This is a genomic window from Vibrio sp. 10N.261.52.C11, from assembly GCF_041471405.1.
GTDB lineage: Bacteria > Pseudomonadota > Gammaproteobacteria > Enterobacterales > Vibrionaceae > Vibrio > Vibrio crassostreae_C.
The window spans coordinates 20857-45482 of the sequence record NZ_JBFROI010000079.1 but is presented as its reverse complement, the minus strand read 5'-3'; the positions used below and the strand labels follow the sequence as shown (position 1 = coordinate 45482).

The 24626-nt window shown below is 45.9% G+C and carries 23 protein-coding genes; 18 read left to right on the top strand and 5 right to left on the bottom strand.

Going from position 1 to position 24626, the window contains the following annotated elements:
* Nucleotides 1–172 precede the first annotated feature (172 nt).
* Genes AB4323_RS22565 through AB4323_RS22555 form a run of 3 tightly spaced genes read left to right on the top strand, consistent with a single transcriptional unit; the run spans nucleotide 173 to nucleotide 3186 of the window.
* Nucleotides 173–748, top strand: a complete 576-nt coding sequence (locus AB4323_RS22565; protein ID WP_017059055.1) for a YecA family protein — start codon at nucleotides 173–175, stop codon at nucleotides 746–748.
* Nucleotides 749–772: 24 nt separating this feature from the next.
* Nucleotides 773–1951: a 2-octaprenyl-6-methoxyphenyl hydroxylase gene (gene ubiH / locus AB4323_RS22560; RefSeq protein ID WP_372153408.1), complete on the top strand. Its 1179-nt coding sequence runs from the start codon at nucleotides 773–775 to the stop codon at nucleotides 1949–1951.
* A gap of 11 nt (nucleotides 1952–1962) precedes the next feature.
* Complete coding sequence (locus AB4323_RS22555) at nucleotides 1963–3186, top strand: FAD-dependent 2-octaprenylphenol hydroxylase (RefSeq protein WP_017063203.1); 1224 nt, start codon at nucleotides 1963–1965, stop codon at nucleotides 3184–3186.
* A gap of 111 nt (nucleotides 3187–3297) precedes the next feature.
* Here AB4323_RS22555 and AB4323_RS22550 read toward each other — a convergent pair whose 3' ends face one another.
* The 3 genes from AB4323_RS22550 to ygfZ form a co-directional block, all read right to left on the bottom strand.
* Complete coding sequence (locus tag AB4323_RS22550) at nucleotides 3298–3504, bottom strand: DUF1107 domain-containing protein (protein ID WP_009847660.1); 207 nt, start codon at nucleotides 3502–3504, stop codon at nucleotides 3298–3300.
* Nucleotides 3505–4061: 557 nt separating this feature from the next.
* Nucleotides 4062–4523 carry an aminoacyl-tRNA deacylase gene (locus AB4323_RS22545; RefSeq protein ID WP_029235114.1) on the bottom strand — a complete coding sequence of 154 codons (462 nt, stop codon included), beginning with the start codon at nucleotides 4521–4523 and terminating at the stop codon, nucleotides 4062–4064.
* A 4-nt stretch (nucleotides 4524–4527) separates the two neighbouring features.
* Nucleotides 4528–5499, bottom strand: coding sequence for a tRNA-modifying protein YgfZ (ygfZ, locus tag AB4323_RS22540; protein ID WP_102398276.1), 972 nt, complete (start codon nucleotides 5497–5499; stop codon nucleotides 4528–4530).
* Between the two features lie 167 nt (nucleotides 5500–5666).
* On the opposite strand from ygfZ, the gene AB4323_RS22535 reads away from it, so the two are divergent.
* Nucleotides 5667–5927 carry a succinate dehydrogenase assembly factor 2 gene (locus tag AB4323_RS22535; protein WP_004735374.1) on the top strand — a complete coding sequence of 87 codons (261 nt, stop codon included), beginning with the start codon at nucleotides 5667–5669 and terminating at the stop codon, nucleotides 5925–5927.
* Entirely contained in the window at nucleotides 5875–6294 is a 420-nt protein-coding gene (locus AB4323_RS22530) for a protein YgfX (RefSeq protein WP_324295273.1), read from the top strand. Before AB4323_RS22535 ends, AB4323_RS22530 begins: the two co-directional genes overlap by 53 nt.
* A gap of 135 nt (nucleotides 6295–6429) precedes the next feature.
* On the opposite strand, the gene nadB is transcribed toward AB4323_RS22530, so the two are convergent.
* On the bottom strand, nucleotides 6430–8046 hold the full coding sequence (gene nadB / locus AB4323_RS22525) for an L-aspartate oxidase (protein WP_017059049.1): 1617 nt from the start codon (nucleotides 8044–8046) through the stop codon (nucleotides 6430–6432).
* Nucleotides 8047–8435: 389 nt separating this feature from the next.
* Here nadB and rpoE point away from each other — a divergent pair, with 389 nt between their 5' ends.
* From rpoE to acpS, 11 genes are all read left to right on the top strand, one after another.
* Entirely contained in the window at nucleotides 8436–9014 is a 579-nt protein-coding gene (gene rpoE, locus AB4323_RS22520) for an RNA polymerase sigma factor RpoE (protein WP_008223963.1), read from the top strand.
* 26 nt (nucleotides 9015–9040) lie between these two features.
* Nucleotides 9041–9664 carry a sigma-E factor negative regulatory protein gene (locus AB4323_RS22515; RefSeq protein WP_017059048.1) on the top strand — a complete coding sequence of 208 codons (624 nt, stop codon included), beginning with the start codon at nucleotides 9041–9043 and terminating at the stop codon, nucleotides 9662–9664.
* Nucleotides 9661–10623: a sigma-E factor regulatory protein RseB gene (gene rseB / locus AB4323_RS22510; protein ID WP_017059047.1), complete on the top strand. Its 963-nt coding sequence runs from the start codon at nucleotides 9661–9663 to the stop codon at nucleotides 10621–10623. The genes AB4323_RS22515 and rseB overlap by 4 nt, the downstream gene beginning before the upstream one ends.
* On the top strand, nucleotides 10620–11090 hold the full coding sequence (locus tag AB4323_RS22505) for a SoxR reducing system RseC family protein (protein ID WP_017059046.1): 471 nt from the start codon (nucleotides 10620–10622) through the stop codon (nucleotides 11088–11090). Before rseB ends, AB4323_RS22505 begins: the two co-directional genes overlap by 4 nt.
* A gap of 137 nt (nucleotides 11091–11227) precedes the next feature.
* Complete coding sequence (lepA, locus tag AB4323_RS22500; protein ID WP_017059045.1) at nucleotides 11228–13021, top strand: translation elongation factor 4; 1794 nt, start codon at nucleotides 11228–11230, stop codon at nucleotides 13019–13021.
* A 97-nt stretch (nucleotides 13022–13118) separates the two neighbouring features.
* Entirely contained in the window at nucleotides 13119–14015 is an 897-nt protein-coding gene (gene lepB / locus AB4323_RS22495; RefSeq protein ID WP_017068697.1) for a signal peptidase I, read from the top strand.
* A gap of 26 nt (nucleotides 14016–14041) precedes the next feature.
* Nucleotides 14042–14719 carry a ribonuclease III gene (rnc, locus tag AB4323_RS22490; RefSeq protein ID WP_017059043.1) on the top strand — a complete coding sequence of 226 codons (678 nt, stop codon included), beginning with the start codon at nucleotides 14042–14044 and terminating at the stop codon, nucleotides 14717–14719.
* On the top strand, nucleotides 14712–15683 hold the full coding sequence (era, locus tag AB4323_RS22485; RefSeq protein ID WP_017059042.1) for a GTPase Era: 972 nt from the start codon (nucleotides 14712–14714) through the stop codon (nucleotides 15681–15683). Before rnc ends, era begins: the two co-directional genes overlap by 8 nt.
* Before the next feature lie 102 nt (nucleotides 15684–15785).
* Nucleotides 15786–16514: a DNA repair protein RecO gene (gene recO, locus AB4323_RS22480; protein ID WP_019826299.1), complete on the top strand. Its 729-nt coding sequence runs from the start codon at nucleotides 15786–15788 to the stop codon at nucleotides 16512–16514.
* A complete protein-coding gene (gene pdxJ / locus AB4323_RS22475) occupies nucleotides 16511–17248 on the top strand; it encodes a pyridoxine 5'-phosphate synthase (protein WP_017059040.1) in 738 nt (245 codons plus the stop codon). The genes recO and pdxJ overlap by 4 nt, the downstream gene beginning before the upstream one ends.
* 69 nt (nucleotides 17249–17317) lie before the next feature.
* The gene (gene acpS, locus AB4323_RS22470) at nucleotides 17318–17698 is read left to right on the top strand and encodes a holo-ACP synthase (RefSeq protein WP_017059039.1); all 381 of its coding nucleotides are present in this window, start codon (nucleotides 17318–17320) and stop codon (nucleotides 17696–17698) included.
* Nucleotides 17699–17823: 125 nt separating this feature from the next.
* Here acpS and barA read toward each other — a convergent pair whose 3' ends face one another.
* Nucleotides 17824–20637 (bottom strand): two-component sensor histidine kinase BarA, encoded by a 2814-nt coding sequence (gene barA / locus AB4323_RS22465; protein WP_372116635.1) that lies wholly within the window; start codon nucleotides 20635–20637, stop codon nucleotides 17824–17826.
* Between the two features lie 165 nt (nucleotides 20638–20802).
* Here barA and rlmD point away from each other — a divergent pair, with 165 nt between their 5' ends.
* On the top strand, nucleotides 20803–22122 hold the full coding sequence (gene rlmD / locus AB4323_RS22460) for a 23S rRNA (uracil(1939)-C(5))-methyltransferase RlmD (protein ID WP_102333133.1): 1320 nt from the start codon (nucleotides 20803–20805) through the stop codon (nucleotides 22120–22122).
* A gap of 134 nt (nucleotides 22123–22256) precedes the next feature.
* Nucleotides 22257–24479, top strand: a complete 2223-nt coding sequence (relA, locus tag AB4323_RS22455) for a GTP diphosphokinase (protein ID WP_017059036.1) — start codon at nucleotides 22257–22259, stop codon at nucleotides 24477–24479.
* The last annotated feature ends 147 nt before the right edge of the window (nucleotides 24480–24626 follow it).

Genomic DNA, 24626 nt, shown 5'->3' with positions numbered 1-24626 from the left:
AGCTTTTCAGAGTGACTGTTTGTAAATGAGAGCTTGAGCACACAGTAATTCAGCAAATTGAACAATTGGTAGTCAGTCATCCTTCAATTGCTGGGGATCGATGCTTACCAGAATTGGGGTGAAGTGGTACGATTATACTATCGATATAAAGAATAACTGAGCGAGCTATCTGATGAGCGAAACTACTTTACCTGACTACCTAACGGTTGCGACTGAACTTCAATCGGCAAGTCTAGCCGTAACCCCTGCTGAGATGCACGGTTTATTAACGGGTATGTTAAGCGGAGGCTTAAGCCTTGCAGATAAAAGCTGGCAACCACTGATCTTCGATTACACCAATGAAGGCATGGGTTGGCCAGATCGCGCATTAACGCTAGCGGAAGCGACACTGAAAGTAACGACCAGTGAAATCACAGGTTCGGGTATGGAATTGTCTATGTTGCTGCCTGACGAAGACGCAAGCGCAAGCCTATTTGACTTGGCTGATGGTGTGTCTGATTGGATTAACCATTTCATTACTGGTCTAGGCTTGGTTGGCGCTCAATTGAACAAAGCGTCTGACAGTACAAAAGAAGCATTAGCTGATCTAGAAGAGATGGCTAAGCTAGGCATTGACGAAGAAGATGATCTGGAAGAGCAAGCGCAGCTTCTAGAGCACGTTATTGAGCACGTAAAAGCGTGTGCACTAACGATTCATGCTGAATTTGGTGCTCGCCCATCTGAAGATGCGGCGCCTACCATTCATTAATTCGTTGGCTGGTTTGAGGTTATGATGGCTCAGTATGATGTTGTAATTGCTGGTGGCGCAATGGCAGGGGCAACCTTAGCCCTTGCTTTGAATCACCTAAGCCAAGGTTCACTGTCGATTGCGGTAGTGGAGCCTTATCAGGTTGATCATCAAGCTCACCCTGGGTTTGATTCTCGTTCGATTGCTTTGTCCTATGGCACGGTGCAGATCCTGGATTCTTTGCGCTTATGGCAATCTATCGCTCCGGTCGCGACCCCGATTAAAGATATCCATGTTTCGGATCGCGGGCATGCCGGAATGACAGACATCTACAGTGAAGAGCTTGCTGTAGATGCGCTTGGCTACGTGGTCGAGTTAGCAGATGTGGGTCGAATCTATCAGCAGAAACTTGAATCAGAAGCGGCAATTACCATGCTTTGTCCTGAGTCTGTTAGTAAAGTTGAACGTGAAGAAGCGTTGACGACGATTGAACTGACAAGTGGGCAAACAGTAACCACTAAGTTACTGGTTGCTGCTGACGGTGCAATCTCAACCTGTTGCCAACAGCTCAATATCTCATTGAGTGAGCATGACTTTGAGCAAGTCGCTGTGATTGCCAATATTGTGGCGAGTGAACCTCACCAAGGTCGCGCATTTGAGCGTTTTACCCATCATGGGCCAGTTGCTCTATTACCGATGAGTGACAACCGTTTATCGCTGGTTTGGTGTTTAACACCAGAGCAAGCACAAAAAGTGATGACGCTAAACGACAATGAATTTCTTGAGCAATTGCAGAATGACTTTGGCTGGCGACTTGGCCGATTAGAGAAGGTCGGCAAGCGCGCGAGTTACCCTCTGATTCTTCGTCACCGACAGCAAAATATCTCTCATCGATTTGCCATTGTTGGTAATGCTGCTCAAACGCTTCACCCAATTGCGGGGCAAGGCTTTAACCTAGGCATCCGAGATGTGGCTTCCTTGGCAGAAGAGTTGCGTACCCAGTTAGATGATGTAGGTCGTTACCGTGGTCTTGTTAACTTTAGAAAGCGTAGAGAACAAGACCGAGACGCAACGATCACGTTGACTTCAAGCCTAGTTCACCTGTTCTCAAACGATTATATGACCGCTCGCATTGGGCGTAATCTTGGGTTAGCCGTAATAGATAACCTTCCACCACTTAAAGGTCCACTTTTGCGTCATACGCTTGGCCTAATAGAAAGATAAGGTAATAAATAATGATGCAAAGTGTTGATATCGCGATTGTTGGTGGTGGCATGGTTGGCCTAGCGCTTGCTGCTGCCCTAAAAGACAGTGACCTAAGAATCGCTGTCATTGAAGGCAGAGCGCCTAGTGAAGGGCTGAGTGAGCTGCCTGATGTGCGTGTATCCGCGTTGAGTCGTTCTAGTGAAGTGATTCTTCGTAATCTAGGTGCATGGCAAGGTATCGAACAAAGACGCGCTGCACCGTATCAAGCGATGGAAGTGTGGGAACAAGACAGTTTCGCTCGTATTGAGTTTGACTCGACACGCTTGGCTCAGCCTAATCTTGGTCATATAGTTGAAAACCGTGTGATTCAATTAGCGCTGCTTGATCAGGTTAAGAAACAAGACAACGTCAGCCTGTATATGCCCGCAACGTGTAAAACGATGGCGATTGGTGAAAGTGAAGCTTGGTTAACATTGGACAATGGTCAAGCACTGACAGCTAAGTTAGTTGTTGGAGCAGACGGCGCAAACTCTTGGGTTCGTAAGCAGCAAGATATCCCATTAACACATTGGGATTACGGACACAGTGCGATTGTCGCGAACATCAAAACCACAGAGCCGCACCACAGCGTTGCTCGTCAAATCTTCACGCCTCAAGGCCCATTGGCATTCCTACCAATGCAACCAAGCAACATGAGCTCGATTGTTTGGTCTACGGAACCAAATCGTGCCGAGAACCTCGTATCAATGTCGGATGCTGAATTCAACAAGCAGTTAACAGCTGAGTTCGATGCAAAGCTGGGCTTATGTGAAGTGGTTGGTGACCGTTTTGCCTTCCCACTGCGCATGCGTTATGCGCGTGACTTTGCGGTAGAGCGTGTGGCTTTGGTTGGTGATGCTGCTCATACCATTCACCCATTAGCAGGGCAGGGCGTGAACCTTGGCCTATTAGACGCAGCAAGCCTAGCGCAAGAGCTGTTAAAGCTATGGTCTGCGGGTGAAGACATTGGCACCAAGCGTAATCTTCGCGGCTACGAGCGCTGGAGAAAAGCAGAGGCGGCGAAAATGATTGCTTCAATGCAGGGCTTTAAAGATCTGTTTGAAGGCGATAACCCAGCTAAGAAGCTGATTCGTGGCATTGGTATGAAGCTTGCGGGCCAATTACCGGGTGCGAAAGATGAGATCATGAAGCGCGCACTGGGTTTGTCTGGCAATCTTCCTGACTTAGCTAAGCGTCCAGTGACTCATCGATAATGACATAGTGTTCTGGTGGTATATCGAATCATCATTGATACGAAAATTGGTACGAAAAAAGGGTTGGCATAATGCCAACCCTTTTTGTTTTTAATTCTGTAGATAATCAGGTCATGCGTACGCGCAGCGCAGTTTCATGATTTCACTATTTATTTCTTTCACTGTTTGAAAGTGACGTTTTTCTGCTCGGTCTGGTAGCACTAGCTTACCGTTATCAAACTCAAATTTTCCTACGCCGTAAATGTAGATTCGTCCTTTGAAAAGTCGACTTACATGTTTAGCAATCATACTCGGTGTATAGCGCTTAAACAGTCTCATTCTTAATTATCCTTATATTTACCTAGCCTGCATATTATAGAAAAACTCCGAGATAATAATTGTGATAAGCATGGAGTTATATGCAGTAGCGTTGACGTTAATTAGATATTTGTGCTGTTCTAAGCACTTTCTTCAGTAAATATCTATTTTTACGTGAGCTCCTCCCCAAAATAATACTGAGTAGTGAACTGCCGTGAACTTTTCTGTTCAGTATTAAGCAGTGATAATGTTACAAGTATAAGAATAGGCGGGATTTTTTTGTTTGTGTAATCAAATTGTAAATTTCGGACAAAAAAAAGCCCGTCTAAAACGGGCGAATAGTCACAGATGCATTACACAAAAGTGGATACTGATGTTACTCAGTGGATTCACTTGCACTGATTTGCTTAATAGCTAGTCAGTAAATTTACAATAACGCAAATTTAACTTTGTGACTACTTATGCTTTTATTTTGAGTAACTATTTATTGATGGTGTGTTCTTCTTATGACGAGGTTCACACTAAAAATGTACTCAATGAAATATTAAAATGAAGTTTGCGAAGCATGATCTAAACGATCATCGACTGATGTCCGCGACGGTCGGTGCACATAGCGCCATAAGATCATTGAGATCCAGCGCAACGCCAGCCATTCGGTCGCCGGAGCTAATGGTTACGGTCGAGTTGTTTTGAATGGAAGGATCAAAAATGATCGGCATGTGTCTCTTGAGAGCGAGCGGACCAACACAACCCACTTTAAAACCGGTGATCGCTTCAACATCAGCGAGCGACACGCAGGTCATTCGACGGCAATTCAGTACCGAGCGTACTTTCTTGGGGTCGACAGAGCGATCGCCAGCAGTACAGGCTAACGCATACTGGTTGCCCATATCCTTGAGCAGGATGCACTTCACCATTTGAGAGGCGTCGATGCCTCGCTCTTGTGCAGTTTCTTCAATGCTGGTGGTTGGCTTGCTTTGCATCAGCAGGCGATAATTCACCTGCTGTTGATCCAGCCATTGTGTAATCTGCGTTTCCACGTGGTTACTCGTCGTCAAGGCTGTACGGCAGTGGCAGGATATTCCATGTTTGATCAGGCTGCGCGGTCAGTCGCAGCTGAACATCGTCATCAAGGTTGTTTGGCAGTACCATCAAACCAATCGCTCGGTTATCAGCAAATTGATAGACGTTTAATAGTCGGCCTGCGCCACGCCAGTTCTCACCCACACTACGTTCCAGTTCAATAGGGTTTTCTAACGACAGCACGTCCGCAGTTGTGCCCGACACAATGCGCATCTCACGCTTGTTCATGCCACGGTACTTAGCACGAGCAACCGTTTCTTGACCTGTGTAACAGCCTTTTGAAAAGCTGATACCGCCAATCGCTTGCAGGTTAAGCGCTTGAGGGATGTGCTCGTTTTGCTCTGCTTTCGATAGGTTAGGCTGAGCATCAAGAATTTCATGATATTGCCAAAGTGTTTCTGATACTTTCTCCGCAGCGCTGTTTGATACCAAGGCTTCAGCGGCTTCTTCTGTCACAAGTAGAGCCCAGCGGTTATCTGCAACTTGAACCGCTGTACCACCAGAGATAGCACGCACATTACCTTGGCTTTCTGAAATAGAATCAATGTATTGATTAGCTGACGAACCCATCACACCGATAACAACGTCAGACGTTTGCTCGATATCGACCTTAGAGAACACCGCGTACTTCTTGATTTCAACGAGCTCGACTTCAATCGCTGATTTAGGTTGCATGAGTGCGTAGCCACCGTTGTGGTGGAACAAACGAAAGATACTCCATACCTTTCCTTTTGCATCACAGTGCGCGCCTAATGTGGATTCATCATTAGGAAGAGTGACGACATCGCACGTTACTTGACCCTGTAGGTACGACTTTTTGTCATCGCCTATCATGGTAATTGCACTCCAGTCTGATACGTGTGTCATCATCAGTTCTGGAAGCGATTCATTTTGCGTATGAGCGAGTGGCTGAAATATGTTTTTCCAATCCATTTTATCTTTCCTAAGAATTTTATTTGGCTCTATGTTAATCCGGTTCTGTTTCTTTGTCAGCCTAGGTTTTTTTGTGAGCTTAGATAGGGACTGTGACTCACATAGTAGTTGCAGGGCGTATGACTTGTTACACTCCGAGAAAGAAAAATTATAGGTGAGGATAGCCAATGTACACTGCAGAGCAGAAAGCACGAATTAAATGGGGTTGCCGTCGCGGCATGTTAGAACTTGATGTAGTCATCATGCCATTTTTCGAAGAGTGTTTTGATTCATTGCAAGAGCAGGAACAGCGCGAGTTTGTTTCTCTATTAGAGTGTGATGATCCAGATTTGTTTACTTGGGTAATGGGCCACGGACGCAGTGAAAACCTAGGCCATGCATCAATGGTTGATAAAATTGTCGCACACAACCTCAGCAAGGTTCGTTAAGCTTCAGCTTAACCCTTCGTATTCCGCATTATTTGCAAAAGGCACTATTTTTGGGTGCCTTTTGTTTTTCATCGTCCTGTCTTCTATTCCACTTGCCGCCAGCCTTTATTGCTTAGCTTTAATGATCCGCTTGTTCAGAAACAATCATGTGATTCTAAATAGTGTCTATGGGCGTTTTGATTACAGAGAGGATGGTGATATTCGACTCAATGACCGAACTTACCGACTCAAGTCCGTTGATAAGATCTGGGCGCAGTTCTTCGTTAAATTGCAGTTTGAATGTGGGCACTCGGTACTGCTTTGGCGGGACAGCTGTTGCGAGCGAGAATATCGCCATTTTCTGGCGAACTTACAACGAGCGCGCTAGAGAAGCCAAACTATTCGATGAAAGAAAGTATTAGATAAAAGAAAGCGTTAGACAAAAGAAAAGGGAGCACTCGGCTCCCTTTCGTTTAATCATTTTCCGCTGACGGCTAATTCGCTAAGCACGTTTAACCAATTATTATGATTGGCGTTTCTCTGGCGTCAGAATCGTTGGGCCACTGTCTTCTGCAAGTTCAGGGTAATCCAACGTGTAGTGGAGGCCGCGGCTCTCTTTACGTTGCATTGCACAACGAACCATTAGCTCTGCCACTTGTAGCAAGTTACGCAGTTCTAATAGGTTATTCGAAACCTTGAAGTAGCTGTAGTACTCATGAGTTTCTTGTTGCAGCATCTGAATGCGACGCAATGCTCGCTCTAGTCGTTTATCCGTTCGAACAATGCCCATGTAATCCCACATGAATAGGCGCAGTTCGTGCCAGTTGTGTTGAATGATAACTTCTTCATCACTGTTGGTGACCTGGCTTTCATCCCATGCTGGCAGTTCAGCGCACAGTTGAGATTGGTCGATGTTCTCAACGATATCTTTTGCTGCTGCCCATGCGTAAACCACACACTCAAGCAGTGAGTTAGAAGCCATTCGGTTTGCACCGTGTAAGCCGGTGTAGCTCACTTCGCCAATCGCATACAAGTTCGTTAGGTCGGTTTGACCCTGCTTATTCACCATGACACCACCACACGTGTAGTGAGCGGCTGGTACGATAGGGATCGGCTCTTTGGTCATATCGATGCCCAAGTCCATCAAGCGAGTATGGATCATCGGGAAGTGCGCTGTGATGAATTCTTCAGGCTTGTGGCTGATATCAACATACATACAGTCGGCACCCAAGCGCTTCATTTCGAAGTCAATTGCACGAGCAACCACATCACGTGGCGCCAGTTCACCGCGCTCATCGAAGTCCTTCATAAAGCGAGAACCATCTGGACGACGCAAGTAAGCACCTTCACCACGCAGTGCTTCCGTTAGTAGGAAGTTACGCGCTTCTGGGTGGAATAAACAAGTTGGGTGGAACTGGTTGAACTCAAGGTTTGCCACACGACAACCCGCACGCCAAGCGATAGCAATACCATCACCTGAAGAAACATCTGGGTTAGAGGTGTATTGGTAAACCTTTGAAGCGCCGCCTGTTGCTAATACAACAAACTTAGCGCGCACGGTTTCAACATGTTCTTGGTTACGGTTCCAAATGTAGGCACCGATCACCTTGTCTTTTGAACCACCAATCTTATCTTCCGTGATCAAATCCAGCGCATTGTGGCGCTCGAAGATCTCGATATTTGGGTGGTTGTTGACGTTATCTTGTAGTGAGGTTTGCATCGCCATGCCAGTTGCATCGGCAGCGTGCAGAATTCTGCGGTGACTGTGGCCACCCTCACGAGTGAGGTGATATTTTGGTTGGCCTTCTGTGCTGTTCTCATCTTTATCAAATGGAACACCACCATCAATCAGCCATTGCACACACTCTTTCGCATTTTCAGCAATGAATTGAACTGTATCTTCTTCGCATAACCCAGCCCCAGCGATTTGAGTATCCTCTACATGAGACTCAATACTGTCCGACTCATCGAACACCGCGGCGATACCACCTTGTGCGTAATACGTCGATCCTTCGCTGCGTGGTCCTTTGCTTAATACAATTACTTTTGCATGTTCTGCTACGCGTAAGGCTAATGACAAGCCTGCCGCACCACTTCCTACCACTAATACATCACACTGATGTTCACGGTTTGCGTTCATAAAACTTATTAAATCCCGGGCTATAGTCGAGTTGTCCACTCTCAATTGACTTTGTCTTGTTTTAGGAGTTTGGCTAAGACTGTTATAATCTCTCCAGAGTCATCCTTAAACGCTATGCAAAATCAATATATAGACAGCTATCTAGAAATATTTAATTGCTCAATACCATTGCTTTTGCTCAAGTTTCCCCAAATTGATAGGGATAGCTATTTTTATTACATCACATTGTGAAACAATAATGGCAAATAATTTTAAGAAAGTTGGAACTTTCGGTATTTGGCTTAGTCACAATAGTGCTCTTGTAGACGGTGGTGTCAATACTACATTTCGCATAATTAGTACCCATATCTGTGAAGGTGAGGGTTATAACAATAGGAGTACCCGCTCGAATGAACGAGCAGCTAACCGATCAAGTGTTGATTGAGCGAGTTCAGAGTGGAGATAAGCAGGCATTTAACTTACTAGTGGTTAAGTATCAAAACAAAGTTTGTAATCTTATCTCTCGATACGTGAATAATTCCGGTGATGTACCTGATGTAGCACAAGAAGCTTTTATTAAAGCTTACCGCGCGATACCTAACTTTCGTGGCGAGAGTGCCTTCTATACATGGTTATACCGAATTGCCGTGAACACCGCTAAAAATCATATCGTTGCCCAAAGCCGTAGGCCGCCAGCAACCGATGTAGATGCAGAAGATGCAGAATATTACGAAACAGGCAGCGCGTTAAAAGAAATATCGAACCCTGAGAACTTAACGCTGTCTAAAGAATTGAAACAAGTTGTTTTTGGAGCGATTGAAGCGCTACCAGAAGACTTAAAAACTGCAATGACGTTGCGAGAGCTCGAAGGTTTGAGCTACGAAGAGATTGCAGAAGTAATGGATTGCCCTGTAGGAACCGTACGTTCGCGTATTTTCCGAGCTCGTGAAGCGGTGGAAAAGAAAATCAAACCTCTTTTGCAACGCTAGAACTTGTAATAATTATGGTGAAAATAATGGCTGATAAAGAAAAGCTTTCGGCACTCATGGATGGTGAAACGATCGATAAAGCTCTCATTGTAGATCTAGAATCTGATCAAGAAAGCATGGATACTTGGCAGAGTTACCATTTAATTGGTGATGTTATGCGTGGGGATTCGCCAGAAACTCCAGAGTGGAACATTGCTAATAGTGTAGCGGCAGCGCTTGAGAACGAGCCTGCACATGGTTCAATGTCGAACCTGCACCAAGTGAATGTTGAACCTACTGTTGCTCCAATTGAAGAGCAACCTAAACCTCAGCAAGCGAAGCGTCAGCTTCCGGCGTGGTTACAACAGTTTGGACAAGTTGCCGTGGCAGCGTGTGTTTCATTAGCCGTTGTAATAGGTGTTCAACAATATGGTGGTAGCGACCCTGCAGCACCAGAGCAGTTGCCTGTACTCCAGACGATTCCATTTGCCGGTTCTGCGGAACCAGTAAGTTTAACGCGTGACTCTGTTGAGAAACCAGCATCTGAAGCTAACTTGCAAGAGCAGCGCAAACGCGTTCATGCATTGTTAGAAGATTATGAGCTGCAGCTAAGATTAAACAGTGATGCATCGCCAATGCAAGATGCACATCTAGAATCGGACATTGAATGAAGAAAATCCTGGTCAGTGCACTGACACTGTTCAGCTTGATGTCTCCAACAGCCTTTGCAGAGGAAACCACTGCAAAGGCCTTGTTGCATCAAATGAACGAGGCCAGTCAGCATCTAAATTACGAACTCTCCTACATTTTGATAAAGAAGAGCAGTATTGAGCCTCTTGTTTATCGCCATGCGGTTAACGACGACCAACAACTTGCACACCTTGTTTATCTAAGCGGCCCTGTTCGTGAAGTCATTCGACGTGGCAACGAAGTTAGCTACATCGAGCCGGGTACAGAGCCATTTACGATTCAGTCAGGCAGCATGGTTGCGCCTGTTATTCCGATGATTAATCGAGATATCGAATCTCTGAATCAGTACTACGACTTTGTGAAAGTTGGTCGCTCTCGTGAAGCAGGTAGCACCACTCAAGTGCTGCGTGTCGTGCCGAAAGATGGCCTTCGCTACTCTTACGTGGTTTGGGTAGACGAAAAAACGAATCTTCCTTTGCGTGCCGACCTTTTGGATCGTGATGGCGAAGTGCTTGAACAGTACCGCACTATCTCTTACGTGGTGAACGATAAGATTGCTGAGGCTATGGGTGGCTTGAGCCAAGCTCAATTGCCGAAAGTTTTATCATTACCGGAAGGCTTAGTGAGTGAAACTAACTGGCAAGCGTCGTGGATTCCTGAAGGGTTTAAATCAAAAGAGCTTAGCCGCTATCAAATGGCTGCGACCGATAAAATGGTTGAAAGTCAGCTTTTCAGTGATGGACTGTTTAACTTTTCGGTTTATATCGCGGAAAAAGATGAGCATTCATTGAAAGGGCAGCTGGTGCGTCAAGGGCGTAGAACCTTGCACAGCTTAGTGATTGGCGATAAAGAGATCTCTGTGGTTGGTGACATTCCGCCGGCAACTGCAAAACGTATTGCTCAGTCAGTTACATTTAATAAATCGGTACAAGCGCAATGATGACCGCGCTGGCGACCGTTAGCTCGGTTGAACAAAAAGGTAAGCAATACTTTGTTCAATTGAGCTGCGAACAACAAACCAGTTGTAGCAGCTGTTCTTCTCAAAAAAACTGCGGTACGGGTATTGTGACCAAGGCTGTTGGCAATAAATCTTTGTTTTGGCAGCTTAAAACCAAAAGCTTAGTCAAAGCTGGACAAATCGTAGAAATTGGCTTTCCAGAAAAAAGCCTACTTCAGTCGGCGGCGATTGTTTATCTCATCCCACTTTTCATGTTGATGATTGGTGCTGGTTTTGGGCAACTCTTGTTACAACCCTTACTCCAGGGGGGCGAGGGCATTGTTATCTTAAGTGCAGCACTGTTTACTGCTGGTGGGATTGCCTTAGCGAAGCGGTTAGCCAAACCCATGGAAGACAAATCCAAGCAAGAAGTCGTCTTGATTCGAATCCTAGGTGAGTCTCTCGTCTAATTTATGATGCTTCTTGCCCTTAAATTGGGTAGAATCTGCCAACTTGATTGAAATGCCGCCACCAATGCTGACTGTAGATTGGACGCGTCGCGGCTTTCTTATTATCCCTATTCAAAGAGTTTAGTCACACCAAGCCTATGAAGCACATTCGTAATTTTTCGATTATCGCCCACATCGACCACGGTAAGTCGACCCTTTCTGACCGCTTAATCCAAGTTTGTGGAGGATTAAGTGAACGTGAGATGGCAGCTCAAGTCCTCGATTCTATGGATATAGAACGCGAGCGTGGTATTACAATTAAAGCGCAGAGTGTGACTTTAGATTACAAAGCTAAAGATGGTGAAACTTACCAACTTAACTTTATCGACACTCCTGGACACGTAGACTTCTCTTACGAAGTATCTCGTTCTCTAGCGGCTTGTGAAGGCGCACTACTTGTAGTGGATGCTGGCCAAGGTGTTGAAGCACAAACTCTAGCAAACTGTTACACAGCAATCGAAATGGAACTGGAAGTAGTGCCAATCTTGAACAAGATTGACCTACCAGCTGCTGAACCAGAACGTGTTGCTGAAGAAATCGAAGAGATCGTTGGCATCGATGCGATGGAAGCGACTCGCTGTTCTGCGAAAACAGGTTTGGGTGTTGATGATGTTCTAGAAAACATCGTGACGGCAATCCCGCCACCGGAAGGTGATCCTGAAGCGCCTCTACAAGCGTTGATCATTGACTCTTGGTTCGATAACTACCTTGGCGTAGTTTCTTTGGTTCGTATCAAAAACGGTAAGCTGAAGAAGAACGATAAGATCAAAGTAATGTCGACAGACCAAGTATGGGGTGTTGACCGTCTAGGTATCTTCACGCCTAAGCAAATCGATACTACAGAGCTAAATACTGGCGAAGTAGGTTGGGTCGTTTGTGGTATTAAAGACATCCTAGGTGCACCAGTTGGTGATACGTTGACGCTTGCAAAAGGCGGCAGCACTGAACGTCTACCTGGTTTCCAAAAAGTGAAGCCTCAGGTATACGCTGGTCTATTCCCTGTATCATCTGATGACTACGAAAACTTCCGTGACGCGTTAGGCAAATTAAGCCTGAACGATGCATCACTGTTCTTTGAACCAGAAAGTTCAGCAGCACTTGGTTTTGGTTTCCGTTGTGGCTTCTTAGGAATGCTTCACATGGAGATCATCCAAGAGCGTCTAGAGCGTGAATACGACCTAGACCTAATCACAACTGCTCCAACAGTAGTGTATGAAGTTGTAAAAACAGATAAAACGGTTCTTTACGTTGATAGCCCGGCTAAACTGCCAGCGGTTAATGACCTAGAAGAAATTCGTGAGCCAATTGCACGCTGTAATATTCTGGTACCTTCGGATTACCTAGGTAACGTAATCACACTGTGTGTTGAGAAGCGTGGCGTACAAGTAGACATGGTCTACCACGGTAACCAAGTTGCTGTGACGTACGATCTTCCTATGGCAGAAGTAGTTCTAGACTTCTTCGACCGTCTGAAGTCAACGTCTCGCGGCTATGCATCATTGGATTACAACTTCCAACGTTACGAGCCATCAAACATGGTACGTGTAGACGTACTGCTGAATGGCGAAACAGTTGATGCACTAGCTATCATTACGCACAAAGATATTGCTCAGTCTCGTGGTCGTCTACTGGTAGAGAAGATGAAAGAATTCATCCCTCGTCAGATGTTCGATATCGCGATTCAAGCAGCGATTGGTAACCACATCATTGCTCGTTCTACAGTGAAACAACTGCGTAAGAACGTAATCGCAAAATGTTACGGTGGTGATATCAGTCGTAAGAAGAAACTTCTTAAGAAACAAAAAGAAGGTAAGAAGCGTATGAAGCAGATCGGTAACGTTGAACTGCCTCAAGAAGCTTTCCTTGCAATCCTTCATGTTGGCAAAGATTAACTTTATCCAGCATTAAACGAATAATTGAAAGTGAAAGAGTAGCTCGCTACTCTTTCACTTTCGTTATTTTTAAAGAAATGAAATTTAAGGGATATCAATGGCTAATACATTTTCGCTTATCTTAGTGATCGTAACTCTAGTGACCGGCATTGTATGGGCGTTGGAAAAGTTTGTGTGGGCGAAGAAGCGCCAGCAAAAGCTTGCTGACGTTGAAGCACAATCGAATGGCCTAGACGCTGAAACTAGCGCAAAAGTTACGGCTCAACCTTGGTGGGTTGAGAACAGTGTGTCCATTTTCCCGGTAATTGCATTTGTTTTGGTTCTGCGTTCATTTATTTATGAACCGTTTCAAATCCCTTCTGGCTCGATGATGCCAACGCTTTTGGTTGGTGACTTCATCTTGGTAGAGAAGTACGCGTACGGTCTAAAAGACCCAGTATGGCGCACTCAACTGGTAGAAACGGGCAAGCCAGAGCGTGGTGATTCAATCGTATTTAAGTACCCACCTCAGCCTAACATCGACTACATCAAGCGTGTTGTTGGTATGCCAGGTGACACCATTCGCTACAGCAGTCGTAAAGAGATCTGCATTCAGGCGAAGGGTACAAGTAGCTGTGAACCAGTGAAACTAAGTAATGTTGAAGAGAGCCAATTTATTCAAGATGGTGTGCCTCTGATTCAGCTGAACGAACAGCTTGGAGACGTAGAACACCAGATTTTAGTTAACCCATTGCGCCGCGATCGTGTGCAAGCATATCAGCCTCGCAATGGTGTTAACGAATGGGTCGTTCCAGAAGGCCAGTACTTTGTGATGGGTGATAACCGTGACAACAGTGCCGATAGCCGTTACTGGGGCTTTGTCCCTGAAGCAAACCTTGTTGGTAAGGCCGTTGCTATTTGGATCAGCTTCGAATTCGAACGCGGTTCAGACAGTGTACTTCCAACATGGATTCCTACTGGTGTGCGTTTTAATCGCATCGGTGGGATTCATTAATCGATCACATAACACATCGAGAGAGCATGAATTCTCCAATTGATAAACTAGAGAGAAAGATTGGCTATCAGTTTAATGATGCCGATCTTATCCACTTGGCGCTGACTCACCGCAGCGCCGCAGGTAAACATAACGAACGTCTTGAGTTTCTGGGCGATTCAATTTTAAGTTTTGTTATCGCTGATGATCTTTACCACCGTTTTCCTAAGGTAAACGAAGGTGATATGAGCCGCATGCGCGCAACATTAGTACGTGGTCATACATTGGCAGAACTAGGTCGTGAATTCGAACTAGGAGATTACTTAAAATTAGGTCCAGGTGAGTTGAAGAGTGGCGGTTTCCGTCGTGATTCTATTCTAGCGGATGCGGTTGAAGCGATCATCGGCGCTGTCTATTTAGATAGTGATACCGAGACGGTTCGCGGCATTATTTTAAGCTGGTACCAATCTCGCCTAGATGCTATTCAGCCTGGAGTATCTCAAAAAGATCCGAAAACTCGCCTACAAGAGTTTTTGCAAGGTCGAAGAAATCCTCTACCTGTCTACACAGTGACTAATATTAAAGGTGAAGCACACAACCAAGAGTTTACGGTTGAGTGTGAAGTGGCAGGTGTGGATAAACCTGTTATCGGTAAAGGCACTAGCCGCCGCAAGGCAGAACAAGCGGCTGCTGAAACAGCATTAGAGCAACTAAGCAATGTCTGATAACAACCAAGATTTCGATATCGATGCATTCTTTTCATCTGATAGCAAAAAAACAGGCCTACCGGAAAACCAACACTGTGGCTTCATCGCTATTGTCGGTCGCCCAAATGTAGGTAAGTCGACGCTTCTGAACCATATTCTGGGTCAGAAGATTTCTATTACATCACGTAAACCACAGACGACACGTCACCGTATTATGGGCGTTGAAACTGAGGGTGATTACCAAGCGATCTTTGTTGATACTCCTGGACTTCATATTGAAGAAAAGCGTGCCATCAACCGCTTGATGAACCGTGCGGCGAACAGCTCATTGAGTGATGTAAACCTAGTATTCTTCCTTGTCGATGGTACTCACTGGACTGACGACGATGAGATGGTTCTGAACAAACTGAAGAAGACTGACTTCCCAGTTGTACTTTGCATCAACAAAGTAGATAACGTTCAAGACCGTACTAACGTGATGCAGCACATGATGGAAGTCTCTAAGAAGATGGACTTCATTGATGTAGTGCCAATCTCAGCGAAGCAAGGTAAAAATATTGATGTACTGCGTAAGCACGTACGTGAACATTTACCTAAAGCGACACACCACTTCCCTGAAGAATACGTGACTGATCGCTCGCAACGTTTTATGGCCTCTGAAATTATCCGTGAAAAGCTGATGCGCTTTACGGGTGACGAGCTACCTTACTCGGTAACGGTTGAAATCGAACGTTTCGATTACAACCCAGATAACGATGGCTTCCACATCAATGCACTGATTCTTGTTGAGCGTACAGGCCAGAAGAAAATGGTGATTGGTAAAGCGGGCGAGAAGATCAAAACGATTGGTCGTGAAGCGCGTATCGATATGGAAGAGCTATTCGGCCGTAAGGTTTACCTAGAGACTTGGGTCAAGGTTAAATCTGGCTGGGCTGATGATGAGCGTGCACTTCGCTCGTTAGGCTACATCGACGATCTATAATATATTGAACGTCACTTTCTGAGATTAAGAAAGTTGAACTGAAGATAAATCCAAGAGAGAGTGCGAACTCTCTCTTTTTGTATCTGTAATAAGGGTAAGTGATTGAGCGAAGGGTTACAGCGATGCTTTGTGTTGCACCGTCGACCATACAGTGAGTCGAGCCTGATCTTGGACGTCTTCAGCGAAGAGTTCGGTCGGGTGACGTTGATGTCTAAAGGCGCTCGCAGCAAGCGTTCCAATTTGAAAGGTGCATTACAACCTTTTACGCCGCTATTGCTTAAGTGGTCTGGTAATGGTTCGATGAAAACCTTACGCCAAGCTGAACCCATCAGCTTGGGGCTCCCTCTCGCCGGTATTAATCTGTATTCAGGCATGTACGTGAACGAGCTTATCGGTCGGGTATTGATGGCGGAAGTACCGATGCCTGCACTTTTTCACGACTATCTTCATGCTTTAACAGAGCTGGCGCATAATGATAATCCTGAGCCAGCACTGCGTCGCTTTGAGCTGGCTCTATTATCTGCTATGGGTTACGGCGTCGACTTTTTACACTGCGCGGGCACTGGCGAAGCGATTGATCCGAGCATGACTTATCGCTATCGAGAGCAGAAAGGTTTCATCGCTTCAGTACGTCGAGATAACCTGACTTTTATGGGCGATGAACTTATTGCAATCAGCGAACGTAGGTTTATCACTAAAGAGCAGTTAAAAGCGGCAAAACGCTTTACACGCATAGCCTTAAAGCCGTATCTTGGCGGCAAACCATTAAAAAGTAGAGAGCTATTTATGCCAACAATAGCCCTCTCCAGAGCACGGAGTATTGGAAAATGAGCTCAATCCTTTTAGGCGTTAATATCGACCATATTGCAACACTACGTAATGCACGTGGTACTAAATACCCAGATCCAGTACACGCAGCTGAAATCGCTGAACGTGCTGGTGCAGATGGCATTACTATTCACCTGCGTGAAGACCGTCGTCACATCGTTGATCGCGATGTGCGTATTCTGGCTGAAACACTTCAAACTCGCATGAACTTGGAGATGGCCGTAACGGACGAGATGGTTCAAATTGCACTCGATACTAATCCTGAGTTTGTTTGTCTGGTTCCTGAAAAACGTGAAGAGCTAACCACTGAAGGTGGCTTGGACGTAGTTGGTCAACTAGAGAAGATCAAAGCGGCGACACAAAAACTGTCTGCAGCAGGTATCAAGGTATCTCTGTTTATCGATGCTGACCGTGAGCAAATCGATGCTGCAAAAGCGTGTGGCGCACCGTTCATTGAACTGCACACGGGTCACTATGCTGATGCTAAGACAGAAGAAGATCAACAAGACGAGCTTAAGAAGATCGCAGCAGGCGCAAGCTATGCAGATGACTTAGGTATCACAGTCAATGCGGGTCATGGTCTGACTTACCACAACGTAGCACCGATTGCGGCACTTCCAGAGATCTACGAGCTGAACATCGGTCACTCGATCATGGGACGTGCAGTGTTTGATGGCTTAAACAAAGCCGTTGCAGACATGAAAGCAATCATGGAAACAGCACGTAACAACGCTTAGTTCGGCAAGTCGTCGGCACTAAGCGATGTACAGTTAATCATTAGACAGAAGTTAAGTAGTAGAGGAAACATGGCAGTTGTTGGATTAGGTACAGATATCGCAGAAATCGAACGTGTCGAGAAGGCGCTGTCGCGAAGTGGCGACGCTTTTGCTCAGCGTATTTTGACGGATTCTGAGTTTGAAGTATTCCAACAGTTGAAGCAAAAAGGCCGTTACCTTGCAAAACGTTTTGCTGCTAAAGAAGCTGCATCTAAGGCGTTAGGTACGGGGATTGCGCTGGGTGTTACCTTCCACGACTTTGAGATTTCAAACGATGAGCATGGTAAGCCAGTATTGAGCTTACACAAGAAAGCGCGTGAAATCGCAGAGGCGAATGGCACAACATCGATTCATCTGACTATCTCGGATGAGCGTCACTACGCTGTGGCAACGGTGTTACTCGAATCGTAAACAGATTATCGCGACTTTATATCTAGTGCTCTTGGCTCTAGACAGAAAAAAGCAGAGCTCATGAGCTCTGCTTTTTTATTGGCGGGTAAACCCTCTAAAGAATACTAGTGAGTAACAAGTACCCGCTAGGCCTTCGCCTGTTTCAAGTAGTGAATCGCGGTTGCTTGAACCTTATCTAATTCATCCTGAAGCTCGAAAAGCTCAGGTTCAATGTCTTCAACAGAAGTACCTGAACGCAGCTCTTTCTCTATTGTCGCACATACCGATTTTAGCCTTGGTACGCCGCTGTACGAGCTGCTGCCATGCATCTTGTGAATGATGTGTATCAGCTCTTCAACTGGATAGTCACTGTCTTCTATCGCTTTGTCTGCTGCCTCATACACCTCTGGAATAAAGTCGACGAGCATTTGCAGCATATCGCGTGCGAGGTCTTCTTTATTGGCGGCTTGTTTCATCGCAGCTTGCCAATCAATGATGATGTTTGTGTGCACGCTGGCTTCAGTTTCTGACACCGGACCGTTGTCGACTTCAGCAGAGACCGCTGGGTGGTCTGGATCTATTTTTTCGATGTGCTCAACCTCAGAGGTCGAGCTCCAATGAATCAAAACCTGCTGTAAAACATGCTCTTCAATAGGTTTGGTTAGGTAGTCATCCATGCCCGCTTCAAGCAGTCGATCTCGTTCGCCAATCATTGCATGTGCGGTCACGGCAATTACAGGTGTATTCGCATTGTTCGCCAGTTTTTTGATGTTCTGACAAGCGGTTACACCGTCCATCTGTGGCATTTGAATATCCATGAAGATGATATCAAATGGCGTCTCTGTCGCTTTGTCTATCGCCTGCTGACCACTGGTACAACTGATGACGGTTTCTACACGCTCTTTAAGCAGCGCGGTAATCAACTTAAGGTTGGCTGGGTTGTCGTCTACTGCCATCACAGTAAGCGGTAACTTCTCTTCAGAATGCGTTTCAATCGCTGGTGCAATCAAGGTAGGTGCCTGATTCGATACCAGAGTTTGCAGCAACTTCTTACGAGAAAGAGGCTTGGTGATGCACTGAACATCGACCTCTTTCATTAGTTGCTCACCCAACGCTAGCTCGGTACTTGGTGTACCAATAATCACGTTTTGAGCAATCTTCTTCGCACCGATCGCCCAACCACTCACAGTATCAAATTGATACTCTTGGTTGGCGGCTAGGTTAAGCAGAACGTAGTCATACGAGGTCGTCTCATCTGGCATCACCGAACGATACGTTACCACTAAGCCTTCTTGGGTTAGGATTTGCTGAGTAATCGATGCCGCTTGCATGTTTGGCTCGATAAGCAGCAGTTGTTTGTCTTGCAGACACTGCGTCTCAATCAGCTCTGTCATCGGCATATCAGTCGTTGATAGTCTCAAGGTGAACCAGAAGGTAGAGCCTTGGTGAAGACGACTGGTTAGGCTGATCTCTCCGCCCATTTGGCTGACCAGTTTTTGGGTGATAACCAGACCTAAGCCTGTACCGCCGTAACGACGAGAGATACTTGCATCGGCTTGGCTGAAAGCTTGGAAAAGCTGAGCTTGTTGACGCTCAGAAATACCAATACCCGTATCGCGAACCATGAATTGCAGCTCGATGTTGTCTTCACTTTGTGAGCGAAGCTCAACGCTGATATCAATGTTGCCGCGTTCGGTAAACTTGATTGAGTTACCAACAAGGTTGGTTAGGATCTGCTGAATACGCAGTGGATCGCCCACCACACCTGGCGGTACTTTAGGGTCGATCTTCAGTGTCAGTTCTAGGCCTTTCTCATGAGCGTTGGTTGCTTGAAGGTTTACTACCTCTTCAAGGCTGGCTTGGAATTCAAATGGGATGTTCTCTAGGGCTAATTTACCGGCTTCAAGTTTCGAGAAGTCCAAGATATCGTTGATGATGCTAAGCAGGTTGTTTGCCGAGCGTTCAATGGTTTGTAGGTAATCGGTTTGACTGTTCGATAGGTGAGTCTTGAGCATTTGACGAGTAAAGCCAATCACACCGTTCAGCGGCGTTCTCAATTCGTGAGACATATTCGCTAAGAACTCAGACTTAACACGAGCCGCTTCTTGAGCGCGTTTCTTCGCGATGTCTAACTCAACGTTTTGAATCTCTAGCTGTTCAAGAGTTTCACGCAAATCTGATGTGGCCTGGTCGATACTGTGCTGCATCTCGACGTGATACTCTGATAGCGATACCGCCATCGCATTGATACCGTTTTTCAGCGAGTCTAGCTCACCATGCATCTTACCTTCGATACGCACATCTAGGTGACCTCGACGAATTCGGTCGACCATGTTTTTCATGTGTGTGATCGGTTGAGTGACATCGTGCATTAAGCGGAACGCAAACACACCCGATAAACCAAGCCCGAGAATCAACACTAAGAATGCAGAGAACACTTCTTGATATTGCTGCAATCGAAGTGATGAAAGATCTAATTCAATCGCAATGTAGCCGATCGCTTGATTAGCTTGAGACTGACCGTTGGTTGAATTGATGTACTGGCCTTCGGCGATGATAGGTGTCCGCAGGATCAGCGTATTATCGAGAAGGTTCGATGAGCTTAAATGCGGGATCGGTTTATCTTTGGGGTAGGTCAGGCTTTCAAAATCGGGGTGGAAGTTTGAGGTTACAAACAACTCATGACGCTCATCAAACACCGCGATACTGCGCACTAGCTTAGAATTCTTTCGATGCGCATAGCTAATAAGCTGACGAACAGACTCTCGACTTTCGAGCTTCATGCCTGATTCACTCGCAATCGCAAGTGGCTCAATGATGCTAGTACCAGTGTTAACCACTTGACCTTCAAGGTCTTGATAGCGGTTAAATGAAAAAAATGCACTCAATAGCAACCCAATAATCAGGGTTGGAGCTAGAGTTAAGGTAATTACACGGGCTCTTAAGCCATATCTGGTCATGTTCTTTAATTACATCGAGGTCTGGATATGGGAAAATAACGCACACAATGGCGGTTAAGTGAACGGTAAGCTTAATCAAAGCCGTGACGTTCGACAATGATTCCAAGACATAATAGTGAGTCCTGGATACCAATTACTTATTAAAAGATACATTAGGCACAAGCAATGGCACGTTTTTTCCAACCAAAAAAGAAAACTCAACTCGAGACCAAGCATCAATCGGTTTTGGTTGAACGAATGGATCACAATGGCGCTGGCATCGCTTATCAAAAGAATAAACCGGTTTTCATTGATGGCGCATTGCCCGGTGAGCAGGTGGTTATTCAACTTACTGAGAGCAAAAGTAAGTTTTCGCGAGCTAAACTCATCAAGTTATTGAAGCCGAGCGAGCAGCGTTTAAAGCCGTTTTGTAAGCACTTTAATCAGTGTGGTGGCTGTCACCTTCAACACCTAGGTTACTCTTCTCAGGTTGAGCATAAATCGCAATCTCTGACGCACCTGATGAGCCAATACCAAACGGCGAACACTGAAGTTGCACAACCTATTGTCGGTGATGAAACCGGTTATCGACGTCGCGCACGTATCAGCCTATTTGTTGATAAGAAGACGCAACAGCTTCAATTCGGTTTCCGTAAGAAGCAGAGTAAGCAGATTGAAAACATCACCGACTGTGCCGTGCTTGATCCTCGCCTTAATGTGTTGCTGCCAAAACTGAAAAATTTACTGAACACTTTCAACAGCCTTACGTCTTTAGGACACGTTGAATTGGTGTTGGGCGATACTGGCCCTGTTATGGTGCTACGTCACCTTAAGCCTCTGGTTGAAAAAGATGAGCAAGCGCTGATTGCGTTAGCAAAAGAAGAAGGCGCTACGCTGTATTCGATGCCTGAAACCGATAAGTTGGTTCGCTTAGTCGGCGATACACCTTCTTACAGCGAAACTGGCGTGACGTTACCGTTTGAGCCAAACCACTTTATCCAAGTAAACCAGAAAGTGAATCGGCAGATGGTGGCTCAAGCGATTGAGTGGCTAGAGCCTCAAGCGGATGAGCGAGTGCTAGACCTGTTTTGTGGTCTCGGTAACTTTAGTCTGCCTATCGCGCAACAATCGGCGTTTGTGGTTGGTGTAGAAGGCGTTGATGAAATGGTTCAGCAAGCCGCATCTAATGCAGCGTTAAACCAGTTAAGCAATACAGAATTTTACCAAGCTAACCTTGAAGAAGACTTATCTTCACAGCCTTGGGCAAAAGAGAAATTCGATAAAGTATTGCTTGACCCGGCACGTGCGGGAGCGAGTGGGATCGTTGATCAAATTTCAGCGTTAGGAGCGAAGCGTGTGGTTTATGTTTCGTGTAATCCTGCTACTCTAGCTAGAGATTCTGAGAGCTTAGAAAAACAAGGCTATCAATTAGCCAAACTGGGTATGTTGGACATGTTCCCACACACCAGTCATCTAGAATCTATGGCTCTCTTTATCAAGGCTTAGAGGCCCTTAAACAAGGCTTCAAATGAATCACAAAGGCGCAGGGAAGCCTGCGCTGATATCAATATGGTCGAACTAACTTGGAACCAGTTAGTCATATTGAATTGGGTATAAAACATAATAACTAGGAAGGCATGATGGTTGCGGTACGAAGCGCACATTTAAACCCAAGCGAACAGTTTGAGCTAGAAAGTTGGATTGCGTCATTGAATCAAGACGCAAAAACCTCGAATAAACTGATTAAAGTTTATCGTCACTGTGAAGAACTTTTAAAAGATCACGAGCAAGCATCGCTCTTGCTTTGGCGTGGCCGTGAGATGATCGAAATCTTGGTCACCTTGTCCATGGACCGTGCCACTTTAATTGCTGCACAACTTTTCCCCGTCGTCTCAAGCGGCGTTTTTGAGCGCGAAGCGTTTGAAGAAAGCTACGGTAAAGAAACCGTAAAGTTGATCGATGGCGTTGAAGAAATGGCGGCCTTAGGCCAGTTAAACGTGACCCTTGAAGGCAGTGCTGCCTCGGGTCAAGTTGATAACGTTCGACGCATGCTACTGGCTATGGTCGATGATTTCCGCTGCGTAGTCATCAAACTCGCTGAACGAATCTGTAACCTTATCGAGGTAAAAAAAGCGCCTGATGCTGTGCGTCGCGCGGCCGCAAAAGAGTGTTCTAACATCTATGCCCCACTGGCAAACCGTTTAGGTATCGGCCAACTTAAGTGGGAAATCGAAGATTACGCATTCCGCTACCAACAACCAGATACCTACAAGCAGATTGCAAAACAGCTGTCTGAGCGTCGTATCGTTCGTGAACAATACATCACAGATTTCGTTGATGATTTAACCGCAGAAATGCAGCGTTCAAACATCAATGCTGAAGTGAGTGGCCGACCAAAACACATCTACAGTATCTGGCGCAAAATGCAGAAGAAAGGCTTAGCCTTCGATGAGCTTTTTGACGTACGAGCAGTACGTATTATCGCTGACCAGCTGCAAGACTGTTACGCCGGCCTTGGGGTGGTACACACTAAATACAAGCACCTCCCGAGCGAATTTGATGACTATGTGGCGAACCCTAAGCCAAATGGTTACCAGTCGATTCATACCGTAGTACTTGGCCCTGAAGGCAAGACCATTGAGATTCAGATCCGTACTAAGCAAATGCACGAAGACTCTGAGCTTGGTGTGGCGGCGCACTGGAAGTACAAAGAAGGAGCTTCAAGCGGCCGTAGTGGCTACGATGAGAAAATCACTTGGTTGCGTAAACTTATCGACTGGCAAGAAGAGATGTCGGACTCTGGCGAGATGCTGGATGAGGTACGCAGCCAAGTCTTCGATGACCGTGTATACGCATTTACTCCACGTGGTGACGTGGTCGACTTACCAATGGGCGCAACCCCGTTGGATTTCGCCTACCACATCCACTCGATGGTCGGACACCGCTGTATCGGTGCCAAAGTAGCGGGGCGTATCGTACCGTTCACTCATAAACTATCGATGGGCGATCAAGTTGAGATCATCACGCAGAAAGAGCCGAACCCATCTCGTGACTGGTTAAATCCAACCACAGGTTTTGTTCATTCTGGTCGAGCTCGAGCGAAAATCAACGCTTGGTTCCGCGCACAAAGCCGTGAGAAAAACCTAGAAGCGGGTCGTGATATCCTGGAAGTTGAGCTAGCGAAAGTAGGCGCAACCCTAAAAGATGCTGATCAATACGCACTAAAACGCTTTAACGTGAATACGCCAGACGAACTCTATGCAGGTATTGGTAGTGGCGACTTGCGTATTAACCAAGTGGTTAATCACATCAATGCGCTAGTGAATAAGCCAACGGCGGAAGAAGAAGACAAGAAAGCGCTAGAGAAACTGCTTGAGTCGGAAAACAAGCCGGCACAACAGAGTCGTCCGAAGAAAGATGCGGTAGTGGTTGAGGGCGTTGATAACCTAATGACGCACCTAGCGCGTTGCTGTCAGCCAATCCCAGGTGATGTGATTAAAGGTTACATCACTCAAGGTCGTGGTATCTCAGTGCACCGCGCTGACTGTGAACAGCTAGGCGAGCTAAGCGTGCATGCGCCAGAACGTATCATTGATACCGTTTGGGGTAATGGCTTTGTCGGTTCATACATCCTAACGCTGCGTGTTGAAGCGCTAGAACGTAATGGCTTGTTGAAAGACATCACCTCACTGTTCTCGAATGAAAAGATCAGCGTGACCACAATGAAGAGCCGCATCGACTACAAGCGTCAGCTATCGGTAATGGATTTCGATTTGGAAGTGACCAATATTGAGATTCTGAGCCGAGTGACAAGTCGAGTCGAGCAGATCAAAGATGTAATGAGCGTTAAGAGACTTGGATGATCCTTTTGTGTCATTTATGTCATTCCCTACAGTGAGGGACGAACGTGATAGGGAATCTCGCCAAGCGGTTTGAGATCCCCAACTCGCTCATACTTCACTCTTGGAGATGACGAAAAATAGAAAGGTGAGTGGTTTTGGCTGCTCACC

What these genes read in the sequence shown, in the direction of transcription:
- AB4323_RS22565 (WP_017059055.1), top strand. Translation starts at nt 173, where the DNA reads ATGAGCGAAACTACTTTACCTGACTACCTAACGGTTGCGACTGAACTT.
- ubiH (WP_372153408.1), top strand. Translation starts at nt 773, where the DNA reads ATGGCTCAGTATGATGTTGTAATTGCTGGTGGCGCAATGGCAGGGGCA.
- AB4323_RS22555 (WP_017063203.1), top strand. Translation starts at nt 1,963, where the DNA reads ATGATGCAAAGTGTTGATATCGCGATTGTTGGTGGTGGCATGGTTGGC.
- AB4323_RS22550 (WP_009847660.1), bottom strand. Translation starts at nt 3,504, where the DNA reads ATGAGACTGTTTAAGCGCTATACACCGAGTATGATTGCTAAACATGTA.
- ygfZ (WP_102398276.1), bottom strand. Translation starts at nt 5,499, where the DNA reads ATGGATTGGAAAAACATATTTCAGCCACTCGCTCATACGCAAAATGAA.
- AB4323_RS22535 (WP_004735374.1), top strand. Translation starts at nt 5,667, where the DNA reads ATGTACACTGCAGAGCAGAAAGCACGAATTAAATGGGGTTGCCGTCGC.
- AB4323_RS22530 (WP_324295273.1), top strand. Translation starts at nt 5,875, where the DNA reads ATGCATCAATGGTTGATAAAATTGTCGCACACAACCTCAGCAAGGTTC.
- nadB (WP_017059049.1), bottom strand. Translation starts at nt 8,046, where the DNA reads ATGAACGCAAACCGTGAACATCAGTGTGATGTATTAGTGGTAGGAAGT.
- rpoE (WP_008223963.1), top strand. Translation starts at nt 8,436, where the DNA reads ATGAACGAGCAGCTAACCGATCAAGTGTTGATTGAGCGAGTTCAGAGT.
- AB4323_RS22515 (WP_017059048.1), top strand. Translation starts at nt 9,041, where the DNA reads ATGGCTGATAAAGAAAAGCTTTCGGCACTCATGGATGGTGAAACGATC.
- rseB (WP_017059047.1), top strand. Translation starts at nt 9,661, where the DNA reads ATGAAGAAAATCCTGGTCAGTGCACTGACACTGTTCAGCTTGATGTCT.
- AB4323_RS22505 (WP_017059046.1), top strand. Translation starts at nt 10,620, where the DNA reads ATGATGACCGCGCTGGCGACCGTTAGCTCGGTTGAACAAAAAGGTAAG.
- lepA (WP_017059045.1), top strand. Translation starts at nt 11,228, where the DNA reads ATGAAGCACATTCGTAATTTTTCGATTATCGCCCACATCGACCACGGT.
- lepB (WP_017068697.1), top strand. Translation starts at nt 13,119, where the DNA reads ATGGCTAATACATTTTCGCTTATCTTAGTGATCGTAACTCTAGTGACC.
- rnc (WP_017059043.1), top strand. Translation starts at nt 14,042, where the DNA reads ATGAATTCTCCAATTGATAAACTAGAGAGAAAGATTGGCTATCAGTTT.
- era (WP_017059042.1), top strand. Translation starts at nt 14,712, where the DNA reads ATGTCTGATAACAACCAAGATTTCGATATCGATGCATTCTTTTCATCT.
- pdxJ (WP_017059040.1), top strand. Translation starts at nt 16,511, where the DNA reads ATGAGCTCAATCCTTTTAGGCGTTAATATCGACCATATTGCAACACTA.
- acpS (WP_017059039.1), top strand. Translation starts at nt 17,318, where the DNA reads ATGGCAGTTGTTGGATTAGGTACAGATATCGCAGAAATCGAACGTGTC.
- barA (WP_372116635.1), bottom strand. Translation starts at nt 20,637, where the DNA reads ATGACCAGATATGGCTTAAGAGCCCGTGTAATTACCTTAACTCTAGCT.
- rlmD (WP_102333133.1), top strand. Translation starts at nt 20,803, where the DNA reads ATGGCACGTTTTTTCCAACCAAAAAAGAAAACTCAACTCGAGACCAAG.
- relA (WP_017059036.1), top strand. Translation starts at nt 22,257, where the DNA reads ATGGTTGCGGTACGAAGCGCACATTTAAACCCAAGCGAACAGTTTGAG.